Consider the following 23923-nt stretch of genomic DNA (forward strand, 5'->3'; position numbering starts at 1 on the left):
GCAGCAAGGGACGAGCCTCCGGTTCGTCCCTTGCTTCCATTTCGCCCTTGCTTCCATTTCTCTGGGTGCTCCTCACCGCCATGCCGAACGAGCCGACATGTTCAACACGCTGACCCGGCCGATCTTTGTCGCGTTGTTCCTCGCAGCAATAGTCAGCCTGACCGCCTGCAAGATCTTGCCGACGCCGTCGGCGGAAAACGGCGGCACTGGCTCCGCGTTCAATCCCGACAAGATGGTCGAGGACATCTGGGCGGCGAAAGTGATACCCTATCTGCAGCAGAAGGCCGGGCCGTTTCCCGAGGTGCATGCCTTGGCCAAGGCCGATCCCGCCGCTGCCGGCGCCAAATACGGCAACCCGAAAAAGCAGGCGAATTCGCCGTGGACCTTCGCCGTTCGGCTCGAGGGCAAGGTCGTTGCAGCCAACACACAGTCACGTGCGGCGACGATGGATGTCGATGCCGACGGCGACGGCAAGGCCGATGCGCGGGTGCAGATCGGCCCCGCCATGCGTGGGACCGCCCTGCGCGACAGCCTCGACTTCATCCAGTTCAACGATTTCACCAATCAGATCGACTTCGCCCAGTTCGGCAAGTCGTTCAACGCCTATGCCGACAAGACCGTACTTTCCAAGCTGCCGCGCGAGGCACTCGAGGGCCGCAGCGTCAAGATCCTCGGCGCCTATACGCCGGGCAGTGGCCAGGACCTGCCGCTGGTGACGCCGGCGGAGGCAGAGATCGGGCCGAAGCCATGAGCGGCGATCAAGATGTCATCCTGAAGCTGGAGGATGTCTCGAAGGTCTATTCCGGCACCGTCGCGGTCAAGCGCGCGAATTTCGAGGTGCGCAAGGGCGCGGTCAACGTGCTGGTCGGCGAAAACGGAGCCGGCAAATCGACGCTGATGAAGATCATCGCGGGCGTCGAGCAGCCGACACTCGGGCGCATTCTGCTGGACGGCGAGGAGGTTTCCTTCTCGTCATCCGGGGATGCGGTGAATCGCGGCATCGGCATGGTGTTCCAGGAGCTGAACCTGTTCGGCAATCTGACTGTCGCCGAAAATATTTTCGCCACCCGCGAGATCACCAACCGCTTCCGCAAGATCGACCGCAAAGAGCAGGAGCGCCGCGCGGCGGAGTTCCTTGAACGCCTGGAAGCCGGCATCCGGCCCGACATGCTGGTCGAGGATCTGCGCATCGGCCAGCAACAACTGGTCGAGATCGCCAAGGCGGTTTCGCTCGATGCGCGCATCCTGATTATGGACGAACCAACCTCGGCGCTCAGCGCGGCGGAAGTCGAGATCCTGTTCAAGGTGATTGCCGACCTCAAGGCGCGCGGCGTGGCAATCGTCTACATCTCGCATCGGCTCGAGGAACTGATCCGCATCGGCGACACCATCACCGTGCTGCGCGATGGGCGCATCACCGGCCAGGCGGAGATGAAAGACGTCGATACCCAGTGGATCGTGCGGCAGATGATCGGCTCCGACGCCAAGGACTTCGCCAAGGCCGACGGCCATGTTCCGGGCGAAGAGATATTCCGTGCCGAGGACATTTGCCTGCCGCGTGTCACCGGCGGGCTCGCGGTCGACCACGTCTCGCTGTCGCTGCGCGCCGGTGAAATCCTCGGCATCTACGGGCTGATGGGAGCCGGACGCAGCGAGCTGTTCGACTGCATCATGGGCCGTCACGGCCATTCGACCGGAACGATATTCATTGCCGGCAAAAAAGTGCACGAGCGGGACACGACGCGACGCATCCGCCGCGGCCTGGCGCTGATCCCCGAAGACCGCCAGCGCGAAGGGCTGGTGTCGACCCTCTCCGTCGCCAGCAATCTGACGCTGGCCAGCCTGTCGCGTTTCGTGCGCCTGTTCCACATTCGTGGTGCCGCCGAACGACAGGCGGTGGCCCAGACCGTGCGCGAATTGGCGATCAAGGTCGCCGATCCGGCGCAGGAAGTCTCGTCGCTATCGGGCGGCAACCAGCAGAAGGTGGTGATCGGCAAGGCGCTGCTCACCGGACCGAAGGTGCTGCTGATGGACGAGCCGAGCCGCGGCATCGACGTCGGCGCCAAGGCCGACGTGTTCCGCACCATGCGCAAGCTGTCGCGCGACGGCCTGGGGATCCTGTTTGCCACCTCGGATCTCGATGAGGTGATGGCGTTGTCAGACCGCATCGCGGTGATGAGCAATGGAAAATTGACTGGTATGTTCGACCGCGCCGAGGCGACAGAGGCCGCAATCGTCGCTGCCTCGGCGCTCGGCCACGGACCGGTCCCGCACGGAGAGCAAGGCGCATGACTGACATTCCAGCCAAGGCGGCGGTCACCTCCCTTTCGAGCGGCTCGGTCCTGCTGACGCTGATGAAGGCGAGGACGTTCATCGCGCTGATCGCCGTGCTGTTGTTCTTCTCGATAGCTGCCCCCAATTTCCTCTCGGCCGCCAATCTTATCCTGATGTCGAAGCACGTGGCGCTGAACGCATTCCTCGCAATGGGCATGACCTTTGTCATCATCACCGGCGGCATCGACCTGTCGGTCGGCTCGATCGTCGGCCTGTGCGGCATGGTGGCCGGCTATCTCGTGCTCAACGGCATCGACCTGCAGGTCGGCTATACCATCTATTTCAACGTCTTCGAGATCGCGCTGATCACACTTGCCGTCGGCATATTGATCGGCGCCGTCAACGGCTTGCTGATCACCAGGCTTAACGTTGCGCCGTTCATCGCCACGCTCGGCGTGCTCTATGTCGCGCGCGGCCTGGCGCTGCTGTCGTCCGACGGGCGCACCTTCCCCAATCTCGTCGGCAAGCCGGAGCTTGGCACCACCGGATTCGGCTTTCTCGGCGCCGGCCGGTTGCTCGGCCTGCCCGTCGCGCTGTGGATTTTGCTCGTTGTTGCATTAGGGGCCGCCTATCTCGCCAAGTACACCCCGCTCGGCCGCCACATTTTCGCCGTTGGCGGCAACGAGCGGGCGGCGCGGATTTCGGGCGTCCGCGTCAACATGGTGAAGATGTTCGTCTACATGTTCTCCGGTTTCTGCGCGGCGATCGTCGGGCTGATCATCTCGTCCGAACTGATGGCCTCGCATCCGGCGACCGGAGAGAGCTTCGAACTCAACGCCATTGCCGCGGCAGTGCTCGGCGGCACCTCGATGTCGGGCGGACGCGGCACCATTGGCGGCACCATTGTCGGCGCCTTCGTCATCGGCATTCTTTCGGACGGGCTGGTGATGATGGGGGTGAGCTCGTTCTGGCAGATGGTGATCAAGGGCCTCGTCATCATCGTCGCCGTCGTCGTCGACCAGGCACAGCGCCGGCTGCAGAGCCGGGTGACGCTGATGCAGATGGCAAAGGCCGGCTGACATGACGGAACTGCGGGGAGCGCTGATCGGCTGCGGCTTCTTCGCCGTCAACCAGATGCATGCCTGGCGCGACATAGAGGGTGCCTCGATCGCTGCCATCTGCGACCGCGATCCGGACCGGTTGAGGATCGTCGGCGACCAGTTCGGGGTCGCGCGGCGCTATACCGACGCGGCAGCACTGTTTGCCGGCGAAAGGTTGGATTTCGTCGACATCGCCACCACCGCGCCGAGCCACCGTCCCCTCGTCGAGATGGCGGCGCAGCACGGCGTGCCGGTAATCTGCCAAAAACCGTTCGCGCCGACGCTTGCCGACGCCAAGGCGATAGTGAAGGCATGCGCCGTCGCCGGTGTGCCGCTGATGGTGCACGAAAATTTTCGTTGGCAGTCGCCGATCCAGGCGGTGTGTGCCGTGCTCGACAGCGGCGACATCGGCACACCCTTCTTCGGACGGATCTCGTTTCGATCGGCTTACGACGTGTTTTCCGGCCAGCCCTATTTGGCGACGGGAAAGCACTTCATTATCGAAGACCTCGGCATCCACATCCTCGACATCGCCCGCTTTCTGCTGGGCGACGTCTCGACGGTCACTGCACGAACGGCGCGCGTCAACCCTGCCATTGCCGGCGAGGATGTTGCGACGATGCTCATGGACCACACGAGCGGCGCCACTTCGGTGGTCGACTGCAGCTACGCGAGCAAGCTCGCGACTGAGCCGTTTCCGCAGACGCTGATCGAAATCGACGGCAGCGACGGCACGATCCGGCTGGCGCAGGGCTACCGGCTCACCGTCACCGGCAGGAGCGGAACGGCTGTCAGCGACGTCTCGCCGCCGCTGCTGCCCTGGGCATCGCGGCCGTGGCACAACATCCAGGAAAGCGTCGTCGCCATTCAAAAGCATTGGGTCGATTGCTTGACCAACGGAACCGAGCCCGCGACCTCGGGCGCGGACAACCTCAAGACATTGGCGCTGGTCGAGGCGGCCTATGCCGGCGCCGCAAGCCGCGAACCGGTGCAACTCGACGCCTTGCTGAAATGACAGCCGACGCCTTCCTCCTTTACGGCACGCATGCGGTTGAAGTCGAACCGGTCAGGCTGCGCGCCGGTGCGCTGACGGCGGACTTCGTCAACGGCAATCTGCGCAACATTCGGCAGGGCGGCACCGAAGTTCTGCGCGCCATCGCCTATATCGTCAGAGATCGCGACTGGGGCACCTACGAGCCGGCGCTCACCAACCTTGCCATCGAGCAAGATGCCGAGGCATTTTCCGTCAGCTATTCGGCAAGTTGCCAGGCACCGGACGGCAGTCGACTCGGCTTCCGCGCGACCATCAAGAGCTCCGCCGATGGCCAGTTGGTCTTCGACGTGAGCGCTCGTCCCGACAGCGATTTCGAAACCAATCGCTGTGGCTTCTGCATCCTGCATCCGATTGCCGGCCTGGCCGGCAGCCTGGTCACGGTCGAGCATACCGACGGCAGCGTGGTCGCAACGCGGCTCCCAGAACTAATCGATCCCTGGCAGCCGTTCAAGGATCTGCGGGCGATCACCCATGAGGTCCGGGCGGGCGTCACCGCCGAATGCCGTATGGAAGGCGATGCCTTCGAGATGGAAGACCAGCGCAACTGGTCGGATGCCTCCTACAAGACCTATGTCCGCCCGCTCGCGCTGCCATGGCCCTACGTGCTGTCTGCCGGCAAGCCCTTCCGCCAGACCATCAGCTTGCGGGTGGAGGGTGGCGGGAAAGTGCCGCCCGCCGCGGCAACCGCCGAACCGATTCGTGTCACGCTCGGCCAAGCCGGACCGGTGCTGCCGGATGTCGGCATTATCATCTACCCGGATGAGGTCGAGGCCGCGCTGAGCAAGCTGTCGGTGCTGTCCGAGCTTGGCCCGCAGCAATTGATGTTCCACTTTGACCCGACGCGCGGCCACGGGCTCGACGCCTTGCGGTCCTACGCCAGGCTGGCCGCCGCCTATCCGGCTCGGACAACGCTCGAATGTGTCATTGCCGGCGACGGCGATCTCGACGTCGAGCTTTCAGGTGTCGCCGACAGGGTGCGCAAGGCCGGGCTCAAGCTCTCGGCCATTGCCGTTTCGCCCTCGGTCGACCGGCAGTCGACGCCGCCGGGCAGCGCATGGCCGCAGTGCCCGCCGCTCGAAGATGTCTATGCCGCGGCGCGGCGTGCCTTTCCCGACACCCGCCTCGGCGGCGGCATGTTCAGCTATTTCACCGAACTCAACCGCAAGCGTGTGCCGGCCGACCCGCTCGATTTCGTCACGCATTGCACTTGCCCGATCGTGCATGCCGCTGACGATCTCAGCGTCATGCAATCGCTGGAGGTGCTGCCTTTCATCACCGCGTCTGCACGGGCGATCTTCGGAACAAAACCTTATCGGATCGGGCCGTCGACCATTGCCATGCGCCAGAACCCTTATGGCGGCGCGACCAAGGCCAATCCCGACAGTCAGCGCATTGCCATGGCCGACCGCGACCCGCGCCATGCCGGACTGTTCGGGGCCGCATGGACGATCGGCTATGCCGCACGCCTCGCCCCTGCCGGGCTCGAAATGCTCACGCTCTGCAGCTTCACCGGGCCATTCGGCGTGCTGGCCTTGTCGGATGAACCGGTCGAAGAAGGTACGCGCCGGCCGATTTTCCACGCGGTGAAAGGACTTTGCGAACTGGCCGGCCATGCGCATATGGCGGCAACAACGACCGATGAGACGCGGGTGCTCGGACTGGCCGGCCGCGCCCAGACAGGTAAGATCATCGTCTGGCTGGCGAACCTTACCCCGGTCGACGTTCCAGTCGATGTTTCCGGGCTCGGCTCCGATCAGGGTTTTCTGAAGATCTGGGATGGACGAACGTCACGCCAGATTCAGCGCGACGCGTCGGGCCGAGACCGTCTTGTGATGACGCCTTACGCAATTGTCCGGATCGGCTGAAGTCATATGCCGGGGTTCATGAATCGCCGCAATTCCGCAACGGTTGCCCCTAGCCGCAGCATGTCCGCTGCCGGCTTGTCACCCGATTTGCTTTCGAAACTCGCCTGGTGCCATTCCAGTCGTCCTGGAAAAAAGACGGCTGAACGAGGCGACGTCCTGATATCCCACCCGATAGCAAATTTCTGAAACGCTCAGTTTCGTTTCCTCAAGCATGGATTTTGCCAACTCCAGCCGCCTTTCCTGGATCCATTTTCCCGGCGTTGTCTGGAACTCGTCGAAAAACCTGCGAGAGAGGGTTCGCGAAGACATCGCAAATTCGGTTGCGAGAAAGTTCAAATCGATTTCCGACATCTTGTCTTTCGAGAGTTCGCGCAGCTTGTTCTCGAATGGGCTGGCCTCGTTCGATATTTCGTCGAGAGGAAATTCGTAGGGACTCTGAAATGTGCGCGGCGGAGGAAGAACCAGAAGTTTTCGAATGATCCGCTCTTCCTTCGAGAAGCCCAGATCGATCAGCAAAGCCCTGGCGAGTTCCAGTCCGGAAAACCCGCCTCCACATGTGTAAAGGCGGTCCTGACGAATGAGCAGGCGGGAAGCGTCCCATCGCACTTGCGGAAACCGGCGGCTTGCCTCGTTCTTCAGCCACCAGGATATCGTTGCGCGCTTGCCGTCCAACAATCCTGAATTGGCGAGCAGATAACATGCGCCGCAATGTGCTGCGATGATTGCCTCCTGCTGCTGCGCGAGCGCGATCAGCGGTTTTGAATGCTCACTCTCCTCGTCGAGCGAGCGCAGAAGCTCCGGAATCTCGACACCCGGCATCGCAATGAGAATCAGGACATCCATTTTTCGCGATGGTCGAACCTTTGTCGGGAAGGAAATTCCGGTGCTTGATGTCGACGGCGAGCCCCTTGAAACGAACTCACATGAAAGAACCTGTGAACGGCAGACGTCATTCACAAGCTGAAACATTTCGACCAGAGTCGAGACAACGGCCGAATAGAAATTCGACGGCAGCCAGATCACAACGTGGAGGCTCCTGACAGCCATTGCGGTACTCCCGGTGTCGTTCTCGTCGGATGGCAAGTCTAGCATAGTCTTTGTCAAAATTGCCAATTCTAGAAAAAGAGCGGCGCCTCCAGGATGGCCGTATACGGGCTCGCTGACGAAAGCGGCCGCGGAAATCCATGGCTGGAAAGATGCAAATGCTGAAATCGCTGAATGAAAACAATGCGGCACATACATCGGATTCAAACGGCTACAGCAAACTGCGCCGGTCCCGACTCAGGCTGACCTGTGGTCAGTCAGTAGGCCGAGAACACAGTCCCGACCGCGACGCCGGTAGAGACCTGCGCTTGATTTTCAGTTGCCGGAATTCATCACGTAGAGCGCACGCGAGCGTTCGAGGTGCTTGATCATCGCCTTCTCGGCGCCATCCGCATCCTTGGCTTCGATGCGCTCGATGATCTCTTCGTGCTCGGTCAGCGTGAACTTTTCCTTGCCGGTCCAGATCAGCATTTCGGTGTGGTATTCCTTTAGCCAGCCAAGCATTGCCTCGCTGACGGCGACGTAGATCGGGTTGCCGGATATTACCGCGATCTGGGTGTGGAATTTCATGTCGGCGGATATGAAGGCTTCCGAGTCGCCGCGAAAGCTGCGCTGCTCGATGACCGTTGCGCGCAGCCGCTGCACGTCCTCGGCGGTGGCCTTTTCAGCAGCTTCCTTTACCATGCCGCGCTCGAAGAAGATGCGCGCGTTCTTGAGGTGCTCGAGCGTATCCTTCGACGATGACAGGATGATCTTCGCCGCGCCATCGACCTGCTTGATGATCGACTTGGCGGTCAGCTGCAGCACCTTGGCCCGCTCACCATGCGAGATCGCTACCAGCCCCATATTGCTCAGCGCCTGCATCGCCTCGCGGATCGCCGGCCTGCCGACCTCGAAGCGCTCCATCAGTTCGCGCTCCGACGGCATGTCGTCGCCCGGCTGCAATTCGCCGCTGGTGATCAGGCGCTTCAGTCTCAAGAATACTTCGTCGGAAAGCTTGCGCCGGACGATCGGCTCCGAACGGTTCATCGTCGCGAATCACTCCTATGACCGGCCTCTATCTAGCATTTCCGCCACGAATTCCGGAACGCCTGTAGCCCGCCCGCCTTTACCTGCCAAGCCGGATAAGGCTTGCAATGCTTATGTACTCATTATACCAGATTTCGAGGGCCAAGGAACCTTTTTCGAACCACCCCGGCAGGCCGCGCGGATATGATTGTTCTCACCTATCGCATCGAAACACGCGGCAATATCGAGGCGCTGGCGGCCAAGATCGCAAGCGACCAGTCGACCGGAACCTTCGTCGCGCTGGCCGGCGAGACCGAAGAGCTCAAGGCCAGGGTCGCGGCGCGGGTCCTGGCGATACGGCATCTGCCGGAGGCGGATCGGCCGTCTCTTCCCGAAACCGGTCCCGGAGCCAGCCCCGAAGCACGCAACGGCCCGGTCAAGCGCGCCGACGTCGACATCGCCTTTCCGCTGGACGCCATCGGCACCGACCTGTCGGCGCTGATGACCATCGCCATCGGCGGCACCTTTTCGATCAAGGGCCTATCCGGCATCCGGGTGGTCGACATGAAGCTACCCGAGGAGTACCGGGGCGCGCATCCCGGCCCGCAATTCGGCGTCACGGGCAGCCGCAGGCTGACCGGTGTCGCGGATCGTCCGATCATCGGGACCATCGTCAAGCCGGCGCTGGGACTCCGCCCGCACGAGACGGCCGCGATGGTGCAAGAGCTGATTGCCGCCGGCGTCGATTTCATCAAGGACGACGAGAAGCTGATGAGCCCGGCCTATTCACCACTGTCGGAGCGGGTGAGGGCAATTATGCCGCTGATCCTCGACCACGAGCAGAAGACCGGCAAGAAGGTCATGTATGCCTTTGGCATCTCACATGCCGATCCCGACGAGATGATGCGAAACCACGACCTGGTGGCAAAGGCCGGCGGCAATTGTGCTGTGGTCAACATCAATTCGATCGGTTTTGGCGGCATGGCTTACCTCCGAAAGCGCTCCAGCCTGGTGCTCCATGCCCACCGCAATGGCTGGGACATTCTCACCCGTCATCCTGGCCTCGGCATGGACTTCAAGGTCTGGCAGCAGTTCTGGCGGCTGCTCGGCGTCGACCAATTCCAGATCAATGGCATCGCCTCGAAATACTGGGAACCCGACTGGTCCTTCGTCGAATCCTTCAAGGCGGTGACCACGCCGATCTTTTCGCCGGCCGATTGCGCATTGCCGGTCGCCGGCTCGGGCCAGTGGGGCGGGCAGGCGCCTGAAACGTTCCAGCGAACCGGCCGGACAGTCGATCTTCTCTATCTCTGCGGTGGCGGCATCGTCAGCCACCCGGACGGGCCGGGCGCCGGCGTGCGCGCCGTGCAGCAGGCCTGGCAGGCGGCGGCCCAGGACATTCCGTTGGCGGATTATGCCTTGAGCCATGTCGAGCTGGCGCGGTCGATCGAGAAGTTCGGCGGCGGCGAGGCGGCCTGACGCCATGCAAAACCTGCTTCTGAGTTACTATGGCGACGACCTGACCGGCTCGACCGACGTTATGGAGGCGCTCGAGCTCGGCGGCGTGCCGACCGTGCTGTTCATGCGCCAGCCGGACGAGGCGCTGCTTTCGCAATTTGCGCATTGCCGCGCCCTTGGGCTGGCCGGCACCAGCCGCAGCGAGACGCCGCAGTGGATGGACACGCATCTGCGAGATGCCTTCGCCTGGCTGAAGACTGTCAACGCCGAGATCTGCCACTACAAGGTCTGCTCGACCTTCGATTCCAGCCCGGCAATCGGCAGCATCGGCCGGGCGATCGAGATCGGCCGCTCGGTTTTCCGGCAAGGCGGCGTGCCGCTGGTGGTCGGCGCGCCGCAGCTGAAGCGCTACACCGCCTTCGGTCATCTCTTCGCGGCCTACCGCGACAAATATTTCCGTATCGATCGCCATCCCGTGATGAGCCGCCATCCGACCACGCCAATGGACGAATCCGACCTGCTGATCCATCTGTCGCGCCAGACAGACCTCAGCTCGGGGCTGGTCGACCTGGCGACGCTGCAATCGGCGTCGCGGTCGGAAGCATTCGACCGGCTTGTGGAGAATGGCACAGACATCGTGCTCTTCGATGCCGACAGCCTGGAAACCCAGGCGCTTGCCGGCAAGGAGATATGGCGCGCTCGCAGGCCGGGCGGTTATTTCGTCGTCGGCTCTTCAGGCATCGAATATGCCTTGCTGGCCGAATGGGCATCGAACCGGATCGTGGATGCCAAACTCGCGTTTTCGCCGCCGGGCGCTGCCGACAGGATCGCCGTGGTCTCGGGGAGCTGCTCGCCGACGACGGAACGGCAGATCCGGCATGCTCTAGCCGATGGCTTCGACGGGATCGAGATCGACCCGGTCGAACTGGTTTCCGAGGCGTCCGACGACGCTATTGCGCGCGCGGTTGCAACCGGCCGCTCCAGCTTGAAGGCCGGGCGCAGCGTCATCCTCTACACCGCGCTCGGACCGGCGGCCGACCGCGGTGCTGAAATCGATCTCCGGGAAGGCGCCCGCCATAAGCTTGGCCGCGGCCTTGGCGAGCTTCTCCGCGAATTGACGCTTCAAGAGAAGCTACTGCGCGTGGTCATCGCCGGCGGCGATACGTCGAGCCACGCACTTGGCCAGATAGGCGTCGATGCGCTGACGGTGCGAATGCCGCTGCCGGCATCGCCGGGCTCGCCGCTTTGTCTCGCGCATTCGCGCATCGAGGCGATTGACGGGCTGGAAATTGCCCTCAAGGGCGGACAGGTCGGAACCGACCGCTATTTCTGCGCCATTCGTGATGGGATCGGCGGTTGAGAGCAGAAATTTAGGTAAGTCGTTGGTGCTCAAATCGAAATCCGGCAGCATCCATTAGCCGGCAAATCAATCAGAGGCGCGTCTGATCCCGGTTACCGCGTGCGACCCATCGCCTTGACTGGATGGCGCTGACGGGCATAGGCGACACAGGCGTCCACCGTGCTGACACAGAGTCCGTCGCGGTTGTTCGGCAGGTTGTTGTCGCCGGCGTAGGCGACCTCGGCAACATGGCCGTCAACCATTCGAATTTGCGTATTGCAATAGCCGCCGGGGGCGACGTTGACGGAACCTCCGAGCGCCGGGACGGGGCCAATGGCCACGGTCGGAACCACAATGTTGAGATTGCCGCGTTGAACGACGCGCTGATAGGTCCAGATCTGGCCGGATCTGCCAACATCGGCGGTGGCTGTCGGAAAGCCGGCACACATTCGAACATCCGCTTCGCTAAGGCCGACCATCTCCTTGCGGGCTGCTGCCGCCGTGGCGTCCTCCTTCGCAGTGCTCGACGTGTCGTCGGGCATGACGCAGGAGGACAGGATGGCGGCGCTTACGGACAGAACGAGAAGGGCAAGCTTTCGTGTGTGGAAAGATGTCATACCAACTTCGGATTGCATGGGAGCCCCGAATGCCAACCTAGGAAGTGAGCCAATCGAGTCAACCGGCAGAAATTCACGAAGTCGTTTGGTACGCCACCGCCACGCATCTGCTGCAAGGGGTTGAGGCTGCTGCCGTGTCCCTCGCGCCCTATCTTCCGCCTGGGCATCGGATTTCTCAACCCGACCCCTTCTTGAGATGTACTGGCGCACGGTGCTGTGACTTTGGTTCGGCCGACGGTGTGCTAGTTTCCAGCCAATTGCTCCGGAGACGTCATGCTTATCAAGCTGCAAGAAATCGCCCTCGCTCTTCTGCTGTTGGTCGCCGGCGCTGGGGCCAGTCATGCGGAGGCGGCCCAGCGGCCGCCGCCCACAGGCGGGGTTCTCTCGCTCCTGCCGCCGCCGCAGACTTCCGATCATTCGATCGTCATCGCCGGACGCACGCTCGATTACGAGGCCAAGGCCGGCACGCTGTCATTGCCGTCCGGCAAAGGCGATATCACCGCCGAGATTTTCTATGTCGCCTATGCACTGCATCCCGGAAAAGAAACGGGACCGGATCCGCGGCGTCCGATCACCTTCGTGTTTAATGGCGGTCCGGGAGCAGCTTCCGCCTATCTGCACCTCGGCGCGCTCGGTCCGCGGGTCCTGGCGACGGCGGCCGATGGAAGTTTCCTGCCGCCGCCACAGAGGCTGTTCGATAACCCCGACACTTGGCTCGACATGACCGACTTGGTCTTTGTGGACCCTGTCGGAACCGGTTACAGCCGTGAAGCGCCCGGCACGGAGGCACACAGCTTCTGGGGCGTCAGTCAGGACGCCGCGTCGATAGGCGCGTTCATCCGGCTCTATCTGGCGCAGACCAACCGCACGGCATCGCCGGTGTTTCTTGCCGGCGAAAGCTATGGCGGGTTTCGGGCGGCATTGCTCGCCAGGAAGCTTCAGGAAGACATCGGCATCAGCCCGAGCGGCGTCGTGCTGATTTCGCCGGCGCTCGAATTCACGCTGGTGCGCCCGGACGAGTTCCAGCCGCTCCACTGGGCGCTGGAACTGCCGTCGCTGGCGGCAGTGCGCCTGCACAGCGAAGGCGTTTCCGGCCCGGCTCTGCAGGAGCGGCTGGCAGAAGTCGAACACTATGCGCTCGGCGATTATCTGGCCGCGCTAGCCGGTGGACTGGAGCAAGGTGGACGGCTGGCGAGCCAGCGTGTCGCCGAAATCACCGGTCTGCCGCTCAACCTTGTCCAGCGGCACTTTGCACGCATTCCCATAGGGCTCTTTGCCAAGGAGTTTGCACGGGCAAAGGGCAATGTTCTCAGCGCCTATGACGGCAACATCGCGACGGCGGACGTGGCGCCAGAGAGCCTGGGAGTCGAGGGTCCCGATCCGGTGCTCGACCGAAGCGTGCCGGCGCTCACCTCTGCTTTCGTCGGCTACGTGCGTGATGAATTGAACTTCCGTACGGATATCAGCTATCGGCTTCTCAACCGCGAAGTTAGCGGCAATTGGGACTATGGAACGAGCCCGACGCGTCAGGGCTATGCGGGTGTCATGGACGACCTTCAGCAGGCACGCACGCTGAACCCCAATCTCGGCGTGCTGATCGTCAACGGCTACAGCGACCTGGTGACGCCGTACATGGGCTCGCGCTACCTGCTTGGTCAAATTCCTTCGCTTGCCGGCGCAAAGCCCATTCGCGCCGAGGTGCTGGAAGGCGGGCACATGATGTATCTGAGGCCGGATGGACGGGCGGCACTGAAGCAGGCCGCGTCCGAGCTTTACCGAACGACGCAATGAGACAGTTGCGCAAAAAAGCGCCGGATGCGCTGTTCGCCCTCTCATCAGGCCCTAGTTCCATCGCAATTGATCGGTTACACACCAAGGATGGCGTCTTTTAGCGACGTTCGACAGCAAATTAGCCGGTTCTCCAGAATCGCGCCACTGATGCGGCGTGTTGCCGAGCGGGCCACTCGGAACACTAGGCCACACTGGGTGACAAGCCTTGTCGGCCGCTGGAACGCGTTGTCGCTGGCCACGCAGTTCCTGCTCGCGGGTGGTCTATTCTCCCTGTCGGCCATGGTGGTGGTGGGGATTTCAGTCACGAGCCACATAGAAGCCGTGGTCACGCAGAATTCGGCATCCGCTACGGCTCTTTACGTGGACAGCGTTATCGCGCCGCTGCTTCCGGATATGCGCAAGAGCGAAGTCCTCGACGAGAGCGTCGCCCACGCGCTCGATGAAACGCTGGGACAAGGGGCACTCGGCACAAGGCTCGAATCCTTCAAGCTCTGGCGTCGCGACGGAACCATCCTGTATTCGACCGACAAGACATTGATCGGCAAGCGCTTTGAACCCAGCGGCAATCTCCGCGCGGCGTTTGCAGGCCAAATGGTTTCGGAGTTCGACAAGCTCGACGATCCGGACAGCGAGGCCGAAAGAGCCAGCGGCTTGCATCTCCTCGAGATCTACAACCCGGTGCTGCAGCCATGGTCGGGGGAAGTGGTGGCCGTTTCGGAATTCTACGAGGTCGCCACTGATTTCGAAAGAAACCTGCATCAGGCACTTATTCGAACCTGGCTGGACGTTGCCGCCGTCACAGCGGCCTTCTTTCTCGGGCTGTCGGCAATCGTGTTCCGTGGCAGCCGCACGATCAGTTCGCAGAGCCGCTCGTTGAAGCAGCGCATTGCTGAACTCTCCGACCTGCTTGCTCAAAACAGACTGTTGAGGCTGAAGGTGCAGCGTGCCTCGCAGCGCGCCACCGCACTCAACGAACGCTATCTCAGGCGCATCGGTGCGGACTTGCACGATGGGCCGGCCCAACTGGTTGCTCTCGCGGCGCTGGGGATCGACAGCCCCCTCATTGCCGATCCCGCTACGCCGCAACCGAAGCGTGCACAGGAATTGCTGGCTGTGAAAGCACATCTGGACGATGCCATGCGCGAGATCAGGAGCATCAGCAAGGGCCTTGTCCTGCCGCATATCGAGCATGCCGAGTTGGCCGAAATTCTCGAGCTTGCCGTGCAAGCGCACGAAGAACGAACCGGCGCCAAAGTGGCGCTATCGATGACCGGCGGCCATGCGACGTTGTCGCCGGCGGCCAAGATCTGCATCTTCCGCTTCGTCCAGGAGGCGCTGAACAATGGATTTCGCCATGCCGGAGGTGAAGGTCAGTCGGTCGAGAAACATTTCGACGGCGAGCGCGTTTGTATCGAAGTGTCCGACGCCGGCCCTGGCTTTGACCCACAAATCGTGCGTCCCGAGAGGCTGGGGCTCGTTGGGCTGCGCGAGCGGGTGGAAAGCCTCGGGGGCCAGTTTACCGTGACTTCCTCACAAAGTGGCACGATCGTGAAAATGGCTCTCAACATCGTTGAAATGGGGCAGACATGACCGCAGCCATCAAGCTTGCCATCGTCGACGACCACCCTCTGTTCAGGGAAGGCGTTGTGCGCACGCTCGATCAGATCGGCGGATTCGAGATAGTCGGTGAAGGAAGCAGCAGAGATGACGCCCTGCGGATAATCGAAGACCAGCGGCCCGACATTCTGCTGATGGACATCTCGGTTCCCGGAGGTGGCCTTGGTGTGATCGGACCGGCCCTGGAGCGGCAGCCGGCATTGAAAATCGTGATGCTGACCGTTTCGGAAGAAAACCAGCACGTGATGACCGCGTTGCAGAGCGGGGCAAGGGGCTATGTTTTGAAGGGGGTCGGGTCGAGGACGTTGGCTGCGATCCTGCGCACGGTAGCGTCGGGCGAACGATATGTCTGTCCACAATTATCGGCGCGCCTGTTGGCCGATCTGTCGGCTCAATCAAAAGAGCCGGCGAAAGCTGACGGACTTGCCGAACTCACCAGCCGCGAAAGGGAGATCCTGACGCTGGTTGCCGCGGGACTGAGCAACAAGCGGATCGGGCTTCGGCTGAACCTGCATGAGAAAACGATAAAGCACCACATGACGCGAATCCTGGCCAAGCTCAACGTCAGCAACAGGACCGAAGCCGCAATGACGTTGCGCGACGCGACTGAGCGCCAGCATCCGCCTGTTCGCGATCATGCTTGAGCCAAAATTGCCGCACAGCGCAGCTATGTGAACTGGCCCTCAGTTGATCATTTCAAGCAATCTGTCCCGATCGGAACGCGTCGCCAGGCGCCGAATGATGGTGCGGCCCTTGGCATCCCGCATTTCATATTGGCCGCTGTCGATGCGTTCGCTGAGGCCGTTCGAATGCACCACGCCAATGCTCGGCCCACGCACCTCGACCCGGTCTCCTGTGGTCGCGTTGACAAAGAGTTTTGGCTTGCTGTCGGGGTTTACCAAAGGGGCGGGATCAGGGGGATTGTCGTCCTGCGACTTTGCTTTGCCCTTGCCGGCTCCAGCGTTCGAGTTTGAATTGCCGGAGTTTCCACCCGAATTGCCTGAATTCCCGTTCCCGTTCCCGTTTCCGCCATTGCCGTTGCCGTTCCCACCGTCTTTGGCACAGGCGGCCTGCAGGCCGAGCGTCGGCGACGGTCCGTCGAACATGACGCGATACGGGCCTACGACGAGAATGAAGGTCAACACGATTACGGAAATACGGACACGACGTCCTCGTGAAGATCTGGTCCTTCGTCTCCGGGTCGTCATCAATGAACTTGCCAGTCGCATGTCGCAAATCCCCTTAATCATACGGACCTGTCGTGCTGCCTCCTGTTCGACTTCGTGTCATGCTTAAAACAATGGTTTGTATCCGGGACGTCAAGACCCACCAGTCCCACGATGGTAACTGGTGGGTCTCGCTGGCGCAGGAAGGGACTATTTACTGCGCAAGTCTTTTGCCTTCCGTTGGTTGCGTCTCTCGGTGATAGCGCCGACTTCCCACCGTCAGCCAACAATAAATCCAATGGCCGCGATCCCGAAACACAGGCCAAACAACGGAAAAAGCAGCCAACGTGCCTGATGAATGCTCGGGTCCATAGCGGCCTCCTGTACCAGTCGGCATCGCAACGGGGTTCTTTGGAACTCAGTTCCTGAAACTCTCGCATTTCGGGCTTTTGCGATAGCAGCCTCGGACCAAAGTTTGGCCGTGCAGGTCCTTGGTCGACAGTCTTACAGACTGAAGTCCCTATGCCAGGAGCAATGGACCCCGCCTTGCATTCGGCAACCTTTGTATCCGACTGGCAGCTGCGATCCACCGCTCCCTTTCCCCTCTGGAGGTTATAGACCTTCACGCTTGGCCGGACTTAACAGTCCGGCCTTTTTCTTTTGGTCATTTGTGCAGCAATCCGCCGGACAACTCGAATCTGCGAGGCGTCGGTAAAATCGATTTGCAAATGCATTCATGTGCTCATAACCTGTCACCATGAGCACGATTTCCAAGGTTGCCACGCGAGCGGGCGTGTCGCGCACGACCGTGTCGCATGTCATCAACCATGCCGACCGGGTGTCGAAATCGCTGCGTGAACGCGTGCAAGCGGCGATCGACGAACTCGGCTACACGCCGAACCCGCAGGCGCAAAGTCTGCGCACCGGCCGCACCAACATCATCGCGATGCTGATCCCCGACATCCGCAACCCGTTCTACCCGGAGCTGGTGAAGACGGCGCAGTCGACGCTCGAAGTGGTCGGCCTCGACATGCTGATCTTCAACACCGACGTACCGGGCGGACATTCACAGGATCACGGCCGCGAGTATTTGCGCCAGATCGGGCGCAAGCGGGTCGACGGCGTCATCGTTGCCGACTTCGCGCTGCACGGCATGCACAGCGAGCTGCTCAACCTCGATCTGCCCGCCGTCTTCATCGGCAATCTCCCCAATCAAGCCGTCGACAGCGTCCAGCTGGACGATTTCGGCGGCGGCTATCTGATGGGCGAGTATCTGGCGAAGAGGGGCCATCGCCGCGTCGCCCATGTCACCGGGCCATCCTTTTTCAAGGAGGCGATGGCGCGTGCCGCGGGCTTCGAGAAAGGGCTTGCCGACAATGGCGTGCCAATCGCCGCCGATCTTCGGTTCGAGGGAAGCTATCTTGCCCCGTCAGGACGGGAGGCGGTCGCTTGGCTCCTGGACAAGCACGGCGGAAACCTGCCGTCGGCGATGTTCTTCGCCAATTATCTGATGGCCTCCGGTGCGCTGACTGAATTCTACGACCATGCGATTAATATCCCTCAGGATATCGCCATCGCGGTCTTCGATGACCTGCCTCAACTGGAATATGTCAGGCCGAAGCTGACCCGTGTCGGCAACAGCCCGACAATGCTCGCCAAGCGCGCCACGGAAATGCTGCTCGAGCGCCTGGGCGGCAAAGTCGAGGGCGCGCCGCGCACCGAAGTGATCCCATGCGCGTTGAGCCCATCCGACAGCGCATGACGCCAAATGCCGGCAGAGGGAACGGAGGTCCTTCGCCAACGTTCGACCGAACAACACCCAGGGAGGAAATGATGACTGACAAAACGACCCTCAACCGCCGTCGGCTGATCCAGGGCGGCGCCACTTTCGCCGCCGCCGGCCTTACAGGCTTCCCGTTCATCAATAGGATGGCCTTGCGCGCTCAGGAAGCGCCGCTGAAATTCTGGCAGTTCTATGCGCCGGGCGGAGACGTGAAGCCACAGGTCCAGTGGTTCGAAAAGCTGGTGGCCGACTGGAACGACGGCCACGACCAGAAGGTCGAGCTCGAATATGTCGTCAACAGCGAATACATCTCCGGCTCCAAGCTGGCGACGGCCTTCGCGTCGGGCGAGGGCCCCGACATCTTCCTCATCAGCCCCGGCGATTTCCTGCGTTATTACAATGGCGGCGTACTGGCCGACCTGACGCCGCATATCGAGGATGCCGCCAAAGCCGATTTCCCGGAAAGCGTCATCGCCAACCGCATGGTCGACGGCAAGATCTACGGCGTGCCGATGGAGGTCGAGCCGATGGCCTTCTATTATTCGGTCAAAGCGTTCGAGGAAGCAAAGCTCAACGAAAACGACGTGCCGAAGACCTGGGACGAGTTGTTGGCGGTTGCCAAGAAGCTGACGACGCCCAACCGTTATGGCGTGCTGTTCGAAACGACGCCTGGCTATTACCAGAACTTCACCTGGTATCCGTTTCTGTGGCAGGGCGGCGGCGAATTCCAGGGTAAGGACGGCAAGAGCGCCTTCGATTCGGCGGCCACGGTCCAGGCGCTTAAACTCTGGCAGGATGCTATCAATACCGGTGTGGCGCCGCGTCAGGTGGTCGGCGGCGGCTTCGACATCGTCGCCAATCTCGGGGCAGGGCTGTGCGCCATGCAGAACTGCGGCATCTGGGGCATTTCGGCGATGGACAACAACGCCAAGGACGTGCCCTACGGCATCTTCAAATTGCCGACACCTGCCAATGGCAAATATGTCACCGTCGGCGGTGGCTGGGCCTTCGTCGCCAATGCCGGGGGCAAGAACCCGGATGCTTCCGCCCAGTTCTGCGCCTGGGCGCTGGCCTCGATGGATCAGGGATCGATCGACCGGGTCGTCAACTGGTGCACGGTCGCCAAAAGCGACATGCCGCCGCGCAACAGCGCACTGAAGGCCGGCGCCGATGTCTTCAGCACGGGTAAGTTCGGCACCTTCGCCAAGGAAATCCACCCGGGAACGCGTGCCGAACCGCGGGTTCCGCCTGAAGCCTACAAGATCATCTCGGATGCCATCCAGTCGGCACAGCTTGGCGGGGTCGATGCCCAGCAGGCCGCGACGGCAGCCAGTCAGCAACTCGACGCGTTCCTCGCTTCCTATTCCGGCGCGCCGATCCTTTAGGTCCCCTTCCAGCATGCACGCAGACGAGATGAAATCGCCGGCCGCGGGCGCCAAATCCGCTCGCTGCCTTACCGCCAAGCAAAGGGAACGCTACGCCGCATGGCTGTTCGTCCTGCCCGATGCGCTCGGACTGCTGGTGTTCGTCGGCGTGCCGATGCTGCTGTCGCTCGCCGTCGGGTTTTTCGAGGTCAACGGCTTCGGCGGCTATAGATTCGTCGGGCTCGGCAATTATCGGCGCATGTGGAGCGATCCGCTGTTCTGGTCGTCGGTGAAGGTGACCGTGGCCTATGCCGTCATGCTGGTGCCGGCGCTCTACGCCGCCGGGCTGGGGCTGGCGCTTCTGGTGCAGAAGACCAACCGCTTCAACGCGGTCATGCGCTCGATGTTCTTTGCGCCGCAGATGGTCAGCCTGGTCGTCGTGGCGCTCGTCTGGCAACTCATGCTGGTCGAGAAGGTCGGCATCGTCAGCCGGCTGGCGCCGCTCGTCGGCCTCAGCGGAATTTCGCTGCTCGGCGATCCAAATCTGGCGCTGTTCACGCTGGTGCTGGTCAGCGTCTGGTTCCTGATGGGCTTTTACATGCTGATCTTCCTCGGCGGGCTCCAGGACATCCCGGCAGAGTATTACGAGGCCGCAAAGATCGACGGCGCCGGGCCGGTGACAAGCTTCTGGTACATTACCTTGCCCTTGCTCAAACCGACCAGCTTCTTCGTCCTCCTGGTCTCGCTGGTCGCGGCTGTCGCCGGCGGCCAGGTCTTCGACCTGATCTATGTGATGACCAAGGGCGGGCCCGTCAATTCGACCTCGGTGCTGATCATCTACATCTACAAGCAGGCGTTCCAGTTCGGCGCCTTCGGCTATGCATCGGCAATGGCATCGCTGCTGGTGCTGGCGCTGATGCTGGTCACGGTGTTCTTCTTCCTGCTGACGCGCGGCGGACGTTTCGAGCATGACTGACAGCCGAACTCCTTCCACGCGTTCGCAGATACGAGCGGCGAGGCTTGCCTGGATGCTGGCGACCGCGGCGCTTGGCCTGATGACGGTGTTCCCGCTTGTCTGGATGCTGGTCATCTCGCTCAAGCCGGCGAGCGACGTCTTCACGCCGAGCCTCATTCCGGAACAGCCGACGCTCGGCAATTTCCTCTATGTGCTGACCGAGGTGCCGTTCCTGCGCTACCTTTTCAACTCGTTCTTCGTGTCGGCGACGGTGACCGTCGCTGCGCTGTTCTTCCATTCGATGGCCGGCTATTCGCTCGCACGGCTGCGTTTTCCGGGCCGCGACATCCTGTTCCTCGCCATGTTCTCGACGTTCCTGGTGTCGCTACCGGTGATCATCGTGCCGCTGTTCATTTTGACGCGGACGCTGCACATGCTGGACAGCTATGCCGGGCTGATCATTCCGGCGATCTTCAACGCATTCGGCATCTTCCTGCTCAGGCAATACTACCTGTCGCTGCCGAGGGAGCTGGAAGAAGCGGCGATCATGGATGGCGCCAGCTATTGGCGCATCTATTGGAGCATCATCCTGCCGCTCAGCCGGCCGATCCTGTCGGCGTTGGCGATCCTGTTCTTTCTCGCCAACTGGAACGCTTTCCTGTGGCCGTTGACGATCACATCGGACCTCAACCTCTGGGTGGTGCAGGTTGCCATCGCAAACTTCAAGAGCCAGTACGCCGCCGCCTGGAATTATGTCATGGCCGCCTCGACCATCGTCGCCGTGCCGATGCTGGTCCTCTTCGTGATCTTCCAGCGCCAGATCATGGAATCCATCAAGACAAGCGGCCTGAAATAACCGCTGAAGCAAGAGGAGAAACACATGGATAATGCCGGCCTGTCGCCGCTTCGCGGGCTCGCCAAATTGCGCGATGCCAAAACCCGCCGGTTCTCAAGCTACGACCGCACCGGCGGCAATGACGACCGGCTGCATATTGAACCTGGCCAGACGCTGGTGATTGCCGAGCATTATGGTGCCGGCATCATCACGCATATCTGGGCGACGCTCGCCTGCAAGAGCGAGGACTTCCTGCGCAAGATCGTATTGCGCGCCTATTGGGATGGTGAAGAACATCCGAGCATCGAAACACCGATCGGCGATTTCTTCGGCATGGGCCATGCCCGCACCCGCAATTTTGCCAGCCTGCCGGTGCAGGCAAGTCCAGAGGATGGCAAGGCCTTCAACTGCTATTTTCCGATGCCGTTTGCCAGCCATATGCGCTTCACCGTCACCAATGAAGCTGAGGACGACCTGCTTTTCTATTACTATGTCGATCTCGAACTGCATGAGGAACTCGAGGAAGGCCTGGGCCGCTTCCACGCCCAATACAGGCAGCAGCGACCCGATGGCATCGACGAGACGGGGCTGGCCAACGAGCAGGTCCTGTTTGGCGGGGAAAATACCGACGGGAACGGCAACTACACCATCCTGGAGGCGGAGGGTCACGGCCACTATGTCGGCCTGCTCTATTCGGTCTATTCGCGGCGCCGTTCCCCTCTATGGGACTGGTATGGCGAGGGCGACGACATGATCTTCGTCGATGGCGAGCCGGGCATTTCCGTGCCGGATGCGGTGCGCAAGCCCGATCCGCGTATCGGCCCGAAGGCCGAACTGGTCGGCGATCGTGGCGAGACCAGCCCCGGCGCCAACGACGCATGGCCGCCGACGCTGCACGGCACCGGCACGGAAGATTATTTCAATACGGCATGGTGCCCGACACAGGACTACAGTGCGTCCTATCACGGCATCATCGCCGCCGGCGGGCCGAACTGGACCGAGCCGGTTACGCTCTATCGCTGGCACATAGAAGACCCGGTCATCTTTCACAAACGCATCCGGGTGACCATCGAGCACGGTCACGCCAATCGCCGCTCTGACGACATCTCGTCGGTCGCTTTCTGGTATCAGGCGGAACCGCACAAGCCGTTCGAAGAGCTTGCCGATGTCGAGAACCGCATCCCCACCTTTCGCGCGCCTTATCACAATTGGAACGCCGCCTTCGACGAGAAGAGGCGTTAGGCCGGGATGCGTTCGAGTTGAAGCGTGCATCCCGCGCTATCTGCGTCGGGGCGCGACCCTGCCGTAGCGCGCCGCCTCAGCTGCGAGGTGGAAGTTGCTGGACAGACCAGGTGTTGCCGTCGGGATCCTCAAAGAAGACAAATCTGCCCCAGGGAAAATCCTTGATATCGCTGACCACGATACCTTGAGCTGCCAGGTGCCGGTGTGCCTCATCAATATCGGGCACGACCAGTTGCAGGCCTCTTATGGATCCCGGGGGGCTGTCGACGAGGCCCTTGCCCATGGCAATCGAACAGGCCGAACCGGGCGGCGTCAATTGCACGAAACGTATCTCGTCGCTTACGGTGTGGTCGTGATCGAGATGAAAGCCGACCTTGCCGACATAAAAGGCGATTGCTCTATCGACATCCGATACGGGGACCGGGACCAGTTCCAGCTTCCAATCCATGACAGGCCTTTCGCAGCTTGATCGGCAAGTGGTGCCGAACACCGTGGACGACATCCGCCATCTTCCCAATGCCATTGTCGGCGCGGGCCGCTCATTCAGTCAAGAGATGTCCGGCAAGAGATATCCGGTTCGGGCAACGTGAGGACTGGTCTCATTGCCGGCCTAGACGGCGAGGCGTTCGGAACCGATGAGCGCAAGCCCAGTTAGGGGGACAAAGACGCATTTCGGATCAGCAGAGACGGCTTTCATGATCGGAACGCAGATGGCCGGATACGACCATGGGAAGGTTGCGCGCGCCGTTGACGTTCGAAGAGCTGCGCGCCTCGAGACGGCGCTCACCGAAGCTGGCGAAGCTCGTCGGCAGCGAAGCCGAAGCGCCAAGAGCAGACCTGACGCAAAGAGGCTCTCCGACCTAAACCGGCTTCCATCGCTTTGCCAGGCTATTTTCACAGGACCACGAAACAATTGTCTCCGGTCGCCGTTTCGCCCGCAGAACCTTTCGAGGAGGCGACGATGAGCACAACCGGCTTGGACGTTTTTGACAAAACGCTGCAACTAACAAACATCTGGCTCGACGAGATCATGGCGGATCTTGGTCCAGATCGCCACGTCGCCTGGCACACATTGGGCGCCGTTCTGCGAACCCTGCGGGACAGGCTACAGATCGGACTGGCGGCCAAATTGGGAGCCGAACTGCCGCTGCTCGTGCGCGGCGCCTACTATGATCGCTATCGGCCCGCCGACATGCCCGACAAGACACGCTCGCTCGAGGAGTTCCTGCAACACATCGCCGATGAATTGAAATCGACCCGTCCTGTCGATCCCGAGGATGCAGTACGCTCGGTATTTCGCGTGCTTGCACGGCATATCGACCTTGGCCAGTCGGCAAAGGTGCGAGATGCGCTGCCAAAGGAAATCCAGGCGCTCTGGCCTGAAAGCGTAGGCGTCAAATAGCGGCGATCC

Annotated in this window: 21 protein-coding genes; 16 read left to right on the top strand and 5 right to left on the bottom strand. The window is 61.6% G+C overall.

The features are described from left to right. The first annotated feature begins 97 nt into the window (after positions 1 to 97). Genes NKH43_RS06375 through apnL form a run of 5 tightly spaced genes read left to right on the top strand, consistent with a single transcriptional unit; the run spans position 98 to position 6293 of the window. The gene (locus NKH43_RS06375; RefSeq protein ID WP_023720262.1) at positions 98 to 751 is read left to right on the top strand and encodes a DUF2291 family protein; all 654 of its coding nucleotides are present in this window, start codon (positions 98 to 100) and stop codon (positions 749 to 751) included. Continuing rightward, entirely contained in the window at positions 748 to 2292 is a 1545-nt protein-coding gene (locus tag NKH43_RS06380) for a sugar ABC transporter ATP-binding protein (RefSeq protein WP_023720263.1), read from the top strand. Before NKH43_RS06375 ends, NKH43_RS06380 begins: the two co-directional genes overlap by 4 nt. Then, the gene (locus tag NKH43_RS06385) at positions 2289 to 3353 is read left to right on the top strand and encodes an ABC transporter permease (RefSeq protein WP_023720264.1); all 1065 of its coding nucleotides are present in this window, start codon (positions 2289 to 2291) and stop codon (positions 3351 to 3353) included. Before NKH43_RS06380 ends, NKH43_RS06385 begins: the two co-directional genes overlap by 4 nt. Position 3354: 1 nt before the next feature. Beyond that, a complete protein-coding gene (locus NKH43_RS06390; RefSeq protein WP_352857081.1) occupies positions 3355 to 4389 on the top strand; it encodes a Gfo/Idh/MocA family protein in 1035 nt (344 codons plus the stop codon). Beyond that, entirely contained in the window at positions 4386 to 6293 is a 1908-nt protein-coding gene (gene apnL / locus NKH43_RS06395) for a D-apionate lactonase (protein WP_352857083.1), read from the top strand. Before NKH43_RS06390 ends, apnL begins: the two co-directional genes overlap by 4 nt. 78 nt (positions 6294 to 6371) lie before the next feature. Here apnL and NKH43_RS06400 read toward each other — a convergent pair whose 3' ends face one another. Together NKH43_RS06400 and NKH43_RS06405 are read right to left on the bottom strand one after the other, a co-directional pair. Then, entirely contained in the window at positions 6372 to 7340 is a 969-nt protein-coding gene (locus NKH43_RS06400; protein ID WP_352857085.1) for a GlxA family transcriptional regulator, read from the bottom strand. 312 nt (positions 7341 to 7652) lie between these two features. Then, positions 7653 to 8366, bottom strand: coding sequence for a transcriptional regulator NanR (locus NKH43_RS06405; RefSeq protein WP_352857087.1), 714 nt, complete (start codon positions 8364 to 8366; stop codon positions 7653 to 7655). A gap of 183 nt (positions 8367 to 8549) precedes the next feature. Here NKH43_RS06405 and oiaX point away from each other — a divergent pair, with 183 nt between their 5' ends. Together oiaX and NKH43_RS06415 are read left to right on the top strand one after the other, a co-directional pair. Further along, on the top strand, positions 8550 to 9824 hold the full coding sequence (gene oiaX / locus NKH43_RS06410; RefSeq protein WP_352857089.1) for a 3-oxo-isoapionate-4-phosphate decarboxylase OiaX: 1275 nt from the start codon (positions 8550 to 8552) through the stop codon (positions 9822 to 9824). A 4-nt stretch (positions 9825 to 9828) separates the two neighbouring features. Beyond that, on the top strand, positions 9829 to 11163 hold the full coding sequence (locus NKH43_RS06415; RefSeq protein ID WP_352857091.1) for a four-carbon acid sugar kinase family protein: 1335 nt from the start codon (positions 9829 to 9831) through the stop codon (positions 11161 to 11163). Positions 11164 to 11255: 92 nt separating this feature from the next. Here the strand turns inward: NKH43_RS06415 and NKH43_RS06420 are convergent, their stop codons facing one another. Continuing rightward, positions 11256 to 11759, bottom strand: coding sequence for a hypothetical protein (locus tag NKH43_RS06420; RefSeq protein ID WP_023720270.1), 504 nt, complete (start codon positions 11757 to 11759; stop codon positions 11256 to 11258). 273 nt (positions 11760 to 12032) lie between these two features. Between NKH43_RS06420 and NKH43_RS06425 the strand changes: the two genes are divergently transcribed. The 3 genes from NKH43_RS06425 (at position 12033) to NKH43_RS06435 (ending at position 15811) form a co-directional block, all read left to right on the top strand. Continuing rightward, positions 12033 to 13550, top strand: coding sequence for a S10 family peptidase (locus tag NKH43_RS06425; protein ID WP_023720271.1), 1518 nt, complete (start codon positions 12033 to 12035; stop codon positions 13548 to 13550). Between the two features lie 147 nt (positions 13551 to 13697). Beyond that, entirely contained in the window at positions 13698 to 15140 is a 1443-nt protein-coding gene (locus NKH43_RS06430) for a sensor histidine kinase (protein ID WP_051409700.1), read from the top strand. Further along, complete coding sequence (locus NKH43_RS06435; RefSeq protein ID WP_352482007.1) at positions 15137 to 15811, top strand: LuxR C-terminal-related transcriptional regulator; 675 nt, start codon at positions 15137 to 15139, stop codon at positions 15809 to 15811. The genes NKH43_RS06430 and NKH43_RS06435 overlap by 4 nt, the downstream gene beginning before the upstream one ends. A 39-nt stretch (positions 15812 to 15850) precedes the next feature. Here the strand turns inward: NKH43_RS06435 and NKH43_RS06440 are convergent, their stop codons facing one another. Further along, positions 15851 to 16309, bottom strand: coding sequence for a hypothetical protein (locus NKH43_RS06440; protein WP_352494752.1), 459 nt, complete (start codon positions 16307 to 16309; stop codon positions 15851 to 15853). A 781-nt stretch (positions 16310 to 17090) separates the two neighbouring features. On the opposite strand from NKH43_RS06440, the gene NKH43_RS06445 reads away from it, so the two are divergent. The 5 genes from NKH43_RS06445 (at position 17091) to NKH43_RS06465 (ending at position 22512) form a co-directional block, all read left to right on the top strand. After that, entirely contained in the window at positions 17091 to 18095 is a 1005-nt protein-coding gene (locus NKH43_RS06445; RefSeq protein ID WP_352494753.1) for a LacI family DNA-binding transcriptional regulator, read from the top strand. A 71-nt stretch (positions 18096 to 18166) separates the two neighbouring features. Further along, complete coding sequence (locus NKH43_RS06450; RefSeq protein ID WP_352494754.1) at positions 18167 to 19501, top strand: ABC transporter substrate-binding protein; 1335 nt, start codon at positions 18167 to 18169, stop codon at positions 19499 to 19501. 28 nt (positions 19502 to 19529) lie between these two features. Then, positions 19530 to 20456: a carbohydrate ABC transporter permease gene (locus NKH43_RS06455; RefSeq protein WP_352494755.1), complete on the top strand. Its 927-nt coding sequence runs from the start codon at positions 19530 to 19532 to the stop codon at positions 20454 to 20456. Then, positions 20449 to 21291, top strand: a complete 843-nt coding sequence (locus tag NKH43_RS06460) for a carbohydrate ABC transporter permease (RefSeq protein ID WP_023720278.1) — start codon at positions 20449 to 20451, stop codon at positions 21289 to 21291. The genes NKH43_RS06455 and NKH43_RS06460 overlap by 8 nt, the downstream gene beginning before the upstream one ends. 24 nt (positions 21292 to 21315) lie before the next feature. Then, positions 21316 to 22512, top strand: a complete 1197-nt coding sequence (locus NKH43_RS06465; RefSeq protein WP_023720279.1) for a glycoside hydrolase family 172 protein — start codon at positions 21316 to 21318, stop codon at positions 22510 to 22512. Positions 22513 to 22588: 76 nt separating this feature from the next. On the opposite strand, the gene NKH43_RS06470 is transcribed toward NKH43_RS06465, so the two are convergent. Continuing rightward, on the bottom strand, positions 22589 to 22960 hold the full coding sequence (locus tag NKH43_RS06470; protein WP_352494756.1) for a VOC family protein: 372 nt from the start codon (positions 22958 to 22960) through the stop codon (positions 22589 to 22591). Positions 22961 to 23473: 513 nt separating this feature from the next. On the opposite strand from NKH43_RS06470, the gene NKH43_RS06475 reads away from it, so the two are divergent. Then, positions 23474 to 23914, top strand: coding sequence for a DUF2267 domain-containing protein (locus NKH43_RS06475; RefSeq protein WP_023720283.1), 441 nt, complete (start codon positions 23474 to 23476; stop codon positions 23912 to 23914). Positions 23915 to 23923 lie beyond the last annotated feature (9 nt).

Source organism: Mesorhizobium sp. M1163, from assembly GCF_040318415.1.
GTDB lineage: Bacteria > Pseudomonadota > Alphaproteobacteria > Rhizobiales > Rhizobiaceae > Mesorhizobium.

What these genes read in the sequence shown, in the direction of transcription:
- NKH43_RS06375 (WP_023720262.1), top strand. Translation starts at nt 98, where the DNA reads ATGTTCAACACGCTGACCCGGCCGATCTTTGTCGCGTTGTTCCTCGCA.
- NKH43_RS06380 (WP_023720263.1), top strand. Translation starts at nt 748, where the DNA reads ATGAGCGGCGATCAAGATGTCATCCTGAAGCTGGAGGATGTCTCGAAG.
- NKH43_RS06385 (WP_023720264.1), top strand. Translation starts at nt 2,289, where the DNA reads ATGACTGACATTCCAGCCAAGGCGGCGGTCACCTCCCTTTCGAGCGGC.
- NKH43_RS06390 (WP_352857081.1), top strand. Translation starts at nt 3,355, where the DNA reads ATGACGGAACTGCGGGGAGCGCTGATCGGCTGCGGCTTCTTCGCCGTC.
- apnL (WP_352857083.1), top strand. Translation starts at nt 4,386, where the DNA reads ATGACAGCCGACGCCTTCCTCCTTTACGGCACGCATGCGGTTGAAGTC.
- NKH43_RS06400 (WP_352857085.1), bottom strand. Translation starts at nt 7,340, where the DNA reads ATGGCTGTCAGGAGCCTCCACGTTGTGATCTGGCTGCCGTCGAATTTC.
- NKH43_RS06405 (WP_352857087.1), bottom strand. Translation starts at nt 8,366, where the DNA reads ATGAACCGTTCGGAGCCGATCGTCCGGCGCAAGCTTTCCGACGAAGTA.
- oiaX (WP_352857089.1), top strand. Translation starts at nt 8,550, where the DNA reads ATGATTGTTCTCACCTATCGCATCGAAACACGCGGCAATATCGAGGCG.
- NKH43_RS06415 (WP_352857091.1), top strand. Translation starts at nt 9,829, where the DNA reads ATGCAAAACCTGCTTCTGAGTTACTATGGCGACGACCTGACCGGCTCG.
- NKH43_RS06420 (WP_023720270.1), bottom strand. Translation starts at nt 11,759, where the DNA reads ATGACATCTTTCCACACACGAAAGCTTGCCCTTCTCGTTCTGTCCGTA.
- NKH43_RS06425 (WP_023720271.1), top strand. Translation starts at nt 12,033, where the DNA reads ATGCTTATCAAGCTGCAAGAAATCGCCCTCGCTCTTCTGCTGTTGGTC.
- NKH43_RS06430 (WP_051409700.1), top strand. Translation starts at nt 13,698, where the DNA reads ATGCGGCGTGTTGCCGAGCGGGCCACTCGGAACACTAGGCCACACTGG.
- NKH43_RS06435 (WP_352482007.1), top strand. Translation starts at nt 15,137, where the DNA reads ATGACCGCAGCCATCAAGCTTGCCATCGTCGACGACCACCCTCTGTTC.
- NKH43_RS06445 (WP_352494753.1), top strand. Translation starts at nt 17,091, where the DNA reads ATGAGCACGATTTCCAAGGTTGCCACGCGAGCGGGCGTGTCGCGCACG.
- NKH43_RS06450 (WP_352494754.1), top strand. Translation starts at nt 18,167, where the DNA reads ATGACTGACAAAACGACCCTCAACCGCCGTCGGCTGATCCAGGGCGGC.
- NKH43_RS06455 (WP_352494755.1), top strand. Translation starts at nt 19,530, where the DNA reads ATGAAATCGCCGGCCGCGGGCGCCAAATCCGCTCGCTGCCTTACCGCC.
- NKH43_RS06460 (WP_023720278.1), top strand. Translation starts at nt 20,449, where the DNA reads ATGACTGACAGCCGAACTCCTTCCACGCGTTCGCAGATACGAGCGGCG.
- NKH43_RS06465 (WP_023720279.1), top strand. Translation starts at nt 21,316, where the DNA reads ATGGATAATGCCGGCCTGTCGCCGCTTCGCGGGCTCGCCAAATTGCGC.
- NKH43_RS06470 (WP_352494756.1), bottom strand. Translation starts at nt 22,960, where the DNA reads ATGGATTGGAAGCTGGAACTGGTCCCGGTCCCCGTATCGGATGTCGAT.
- NKH43_RS06475 (WP_023720283.1), top strand. Translation starts at nt 23,474, where the DNA reads ATGAGCACAACCGGCTTGGACGTTTTTGACAAAACGCTGCAACTAACA.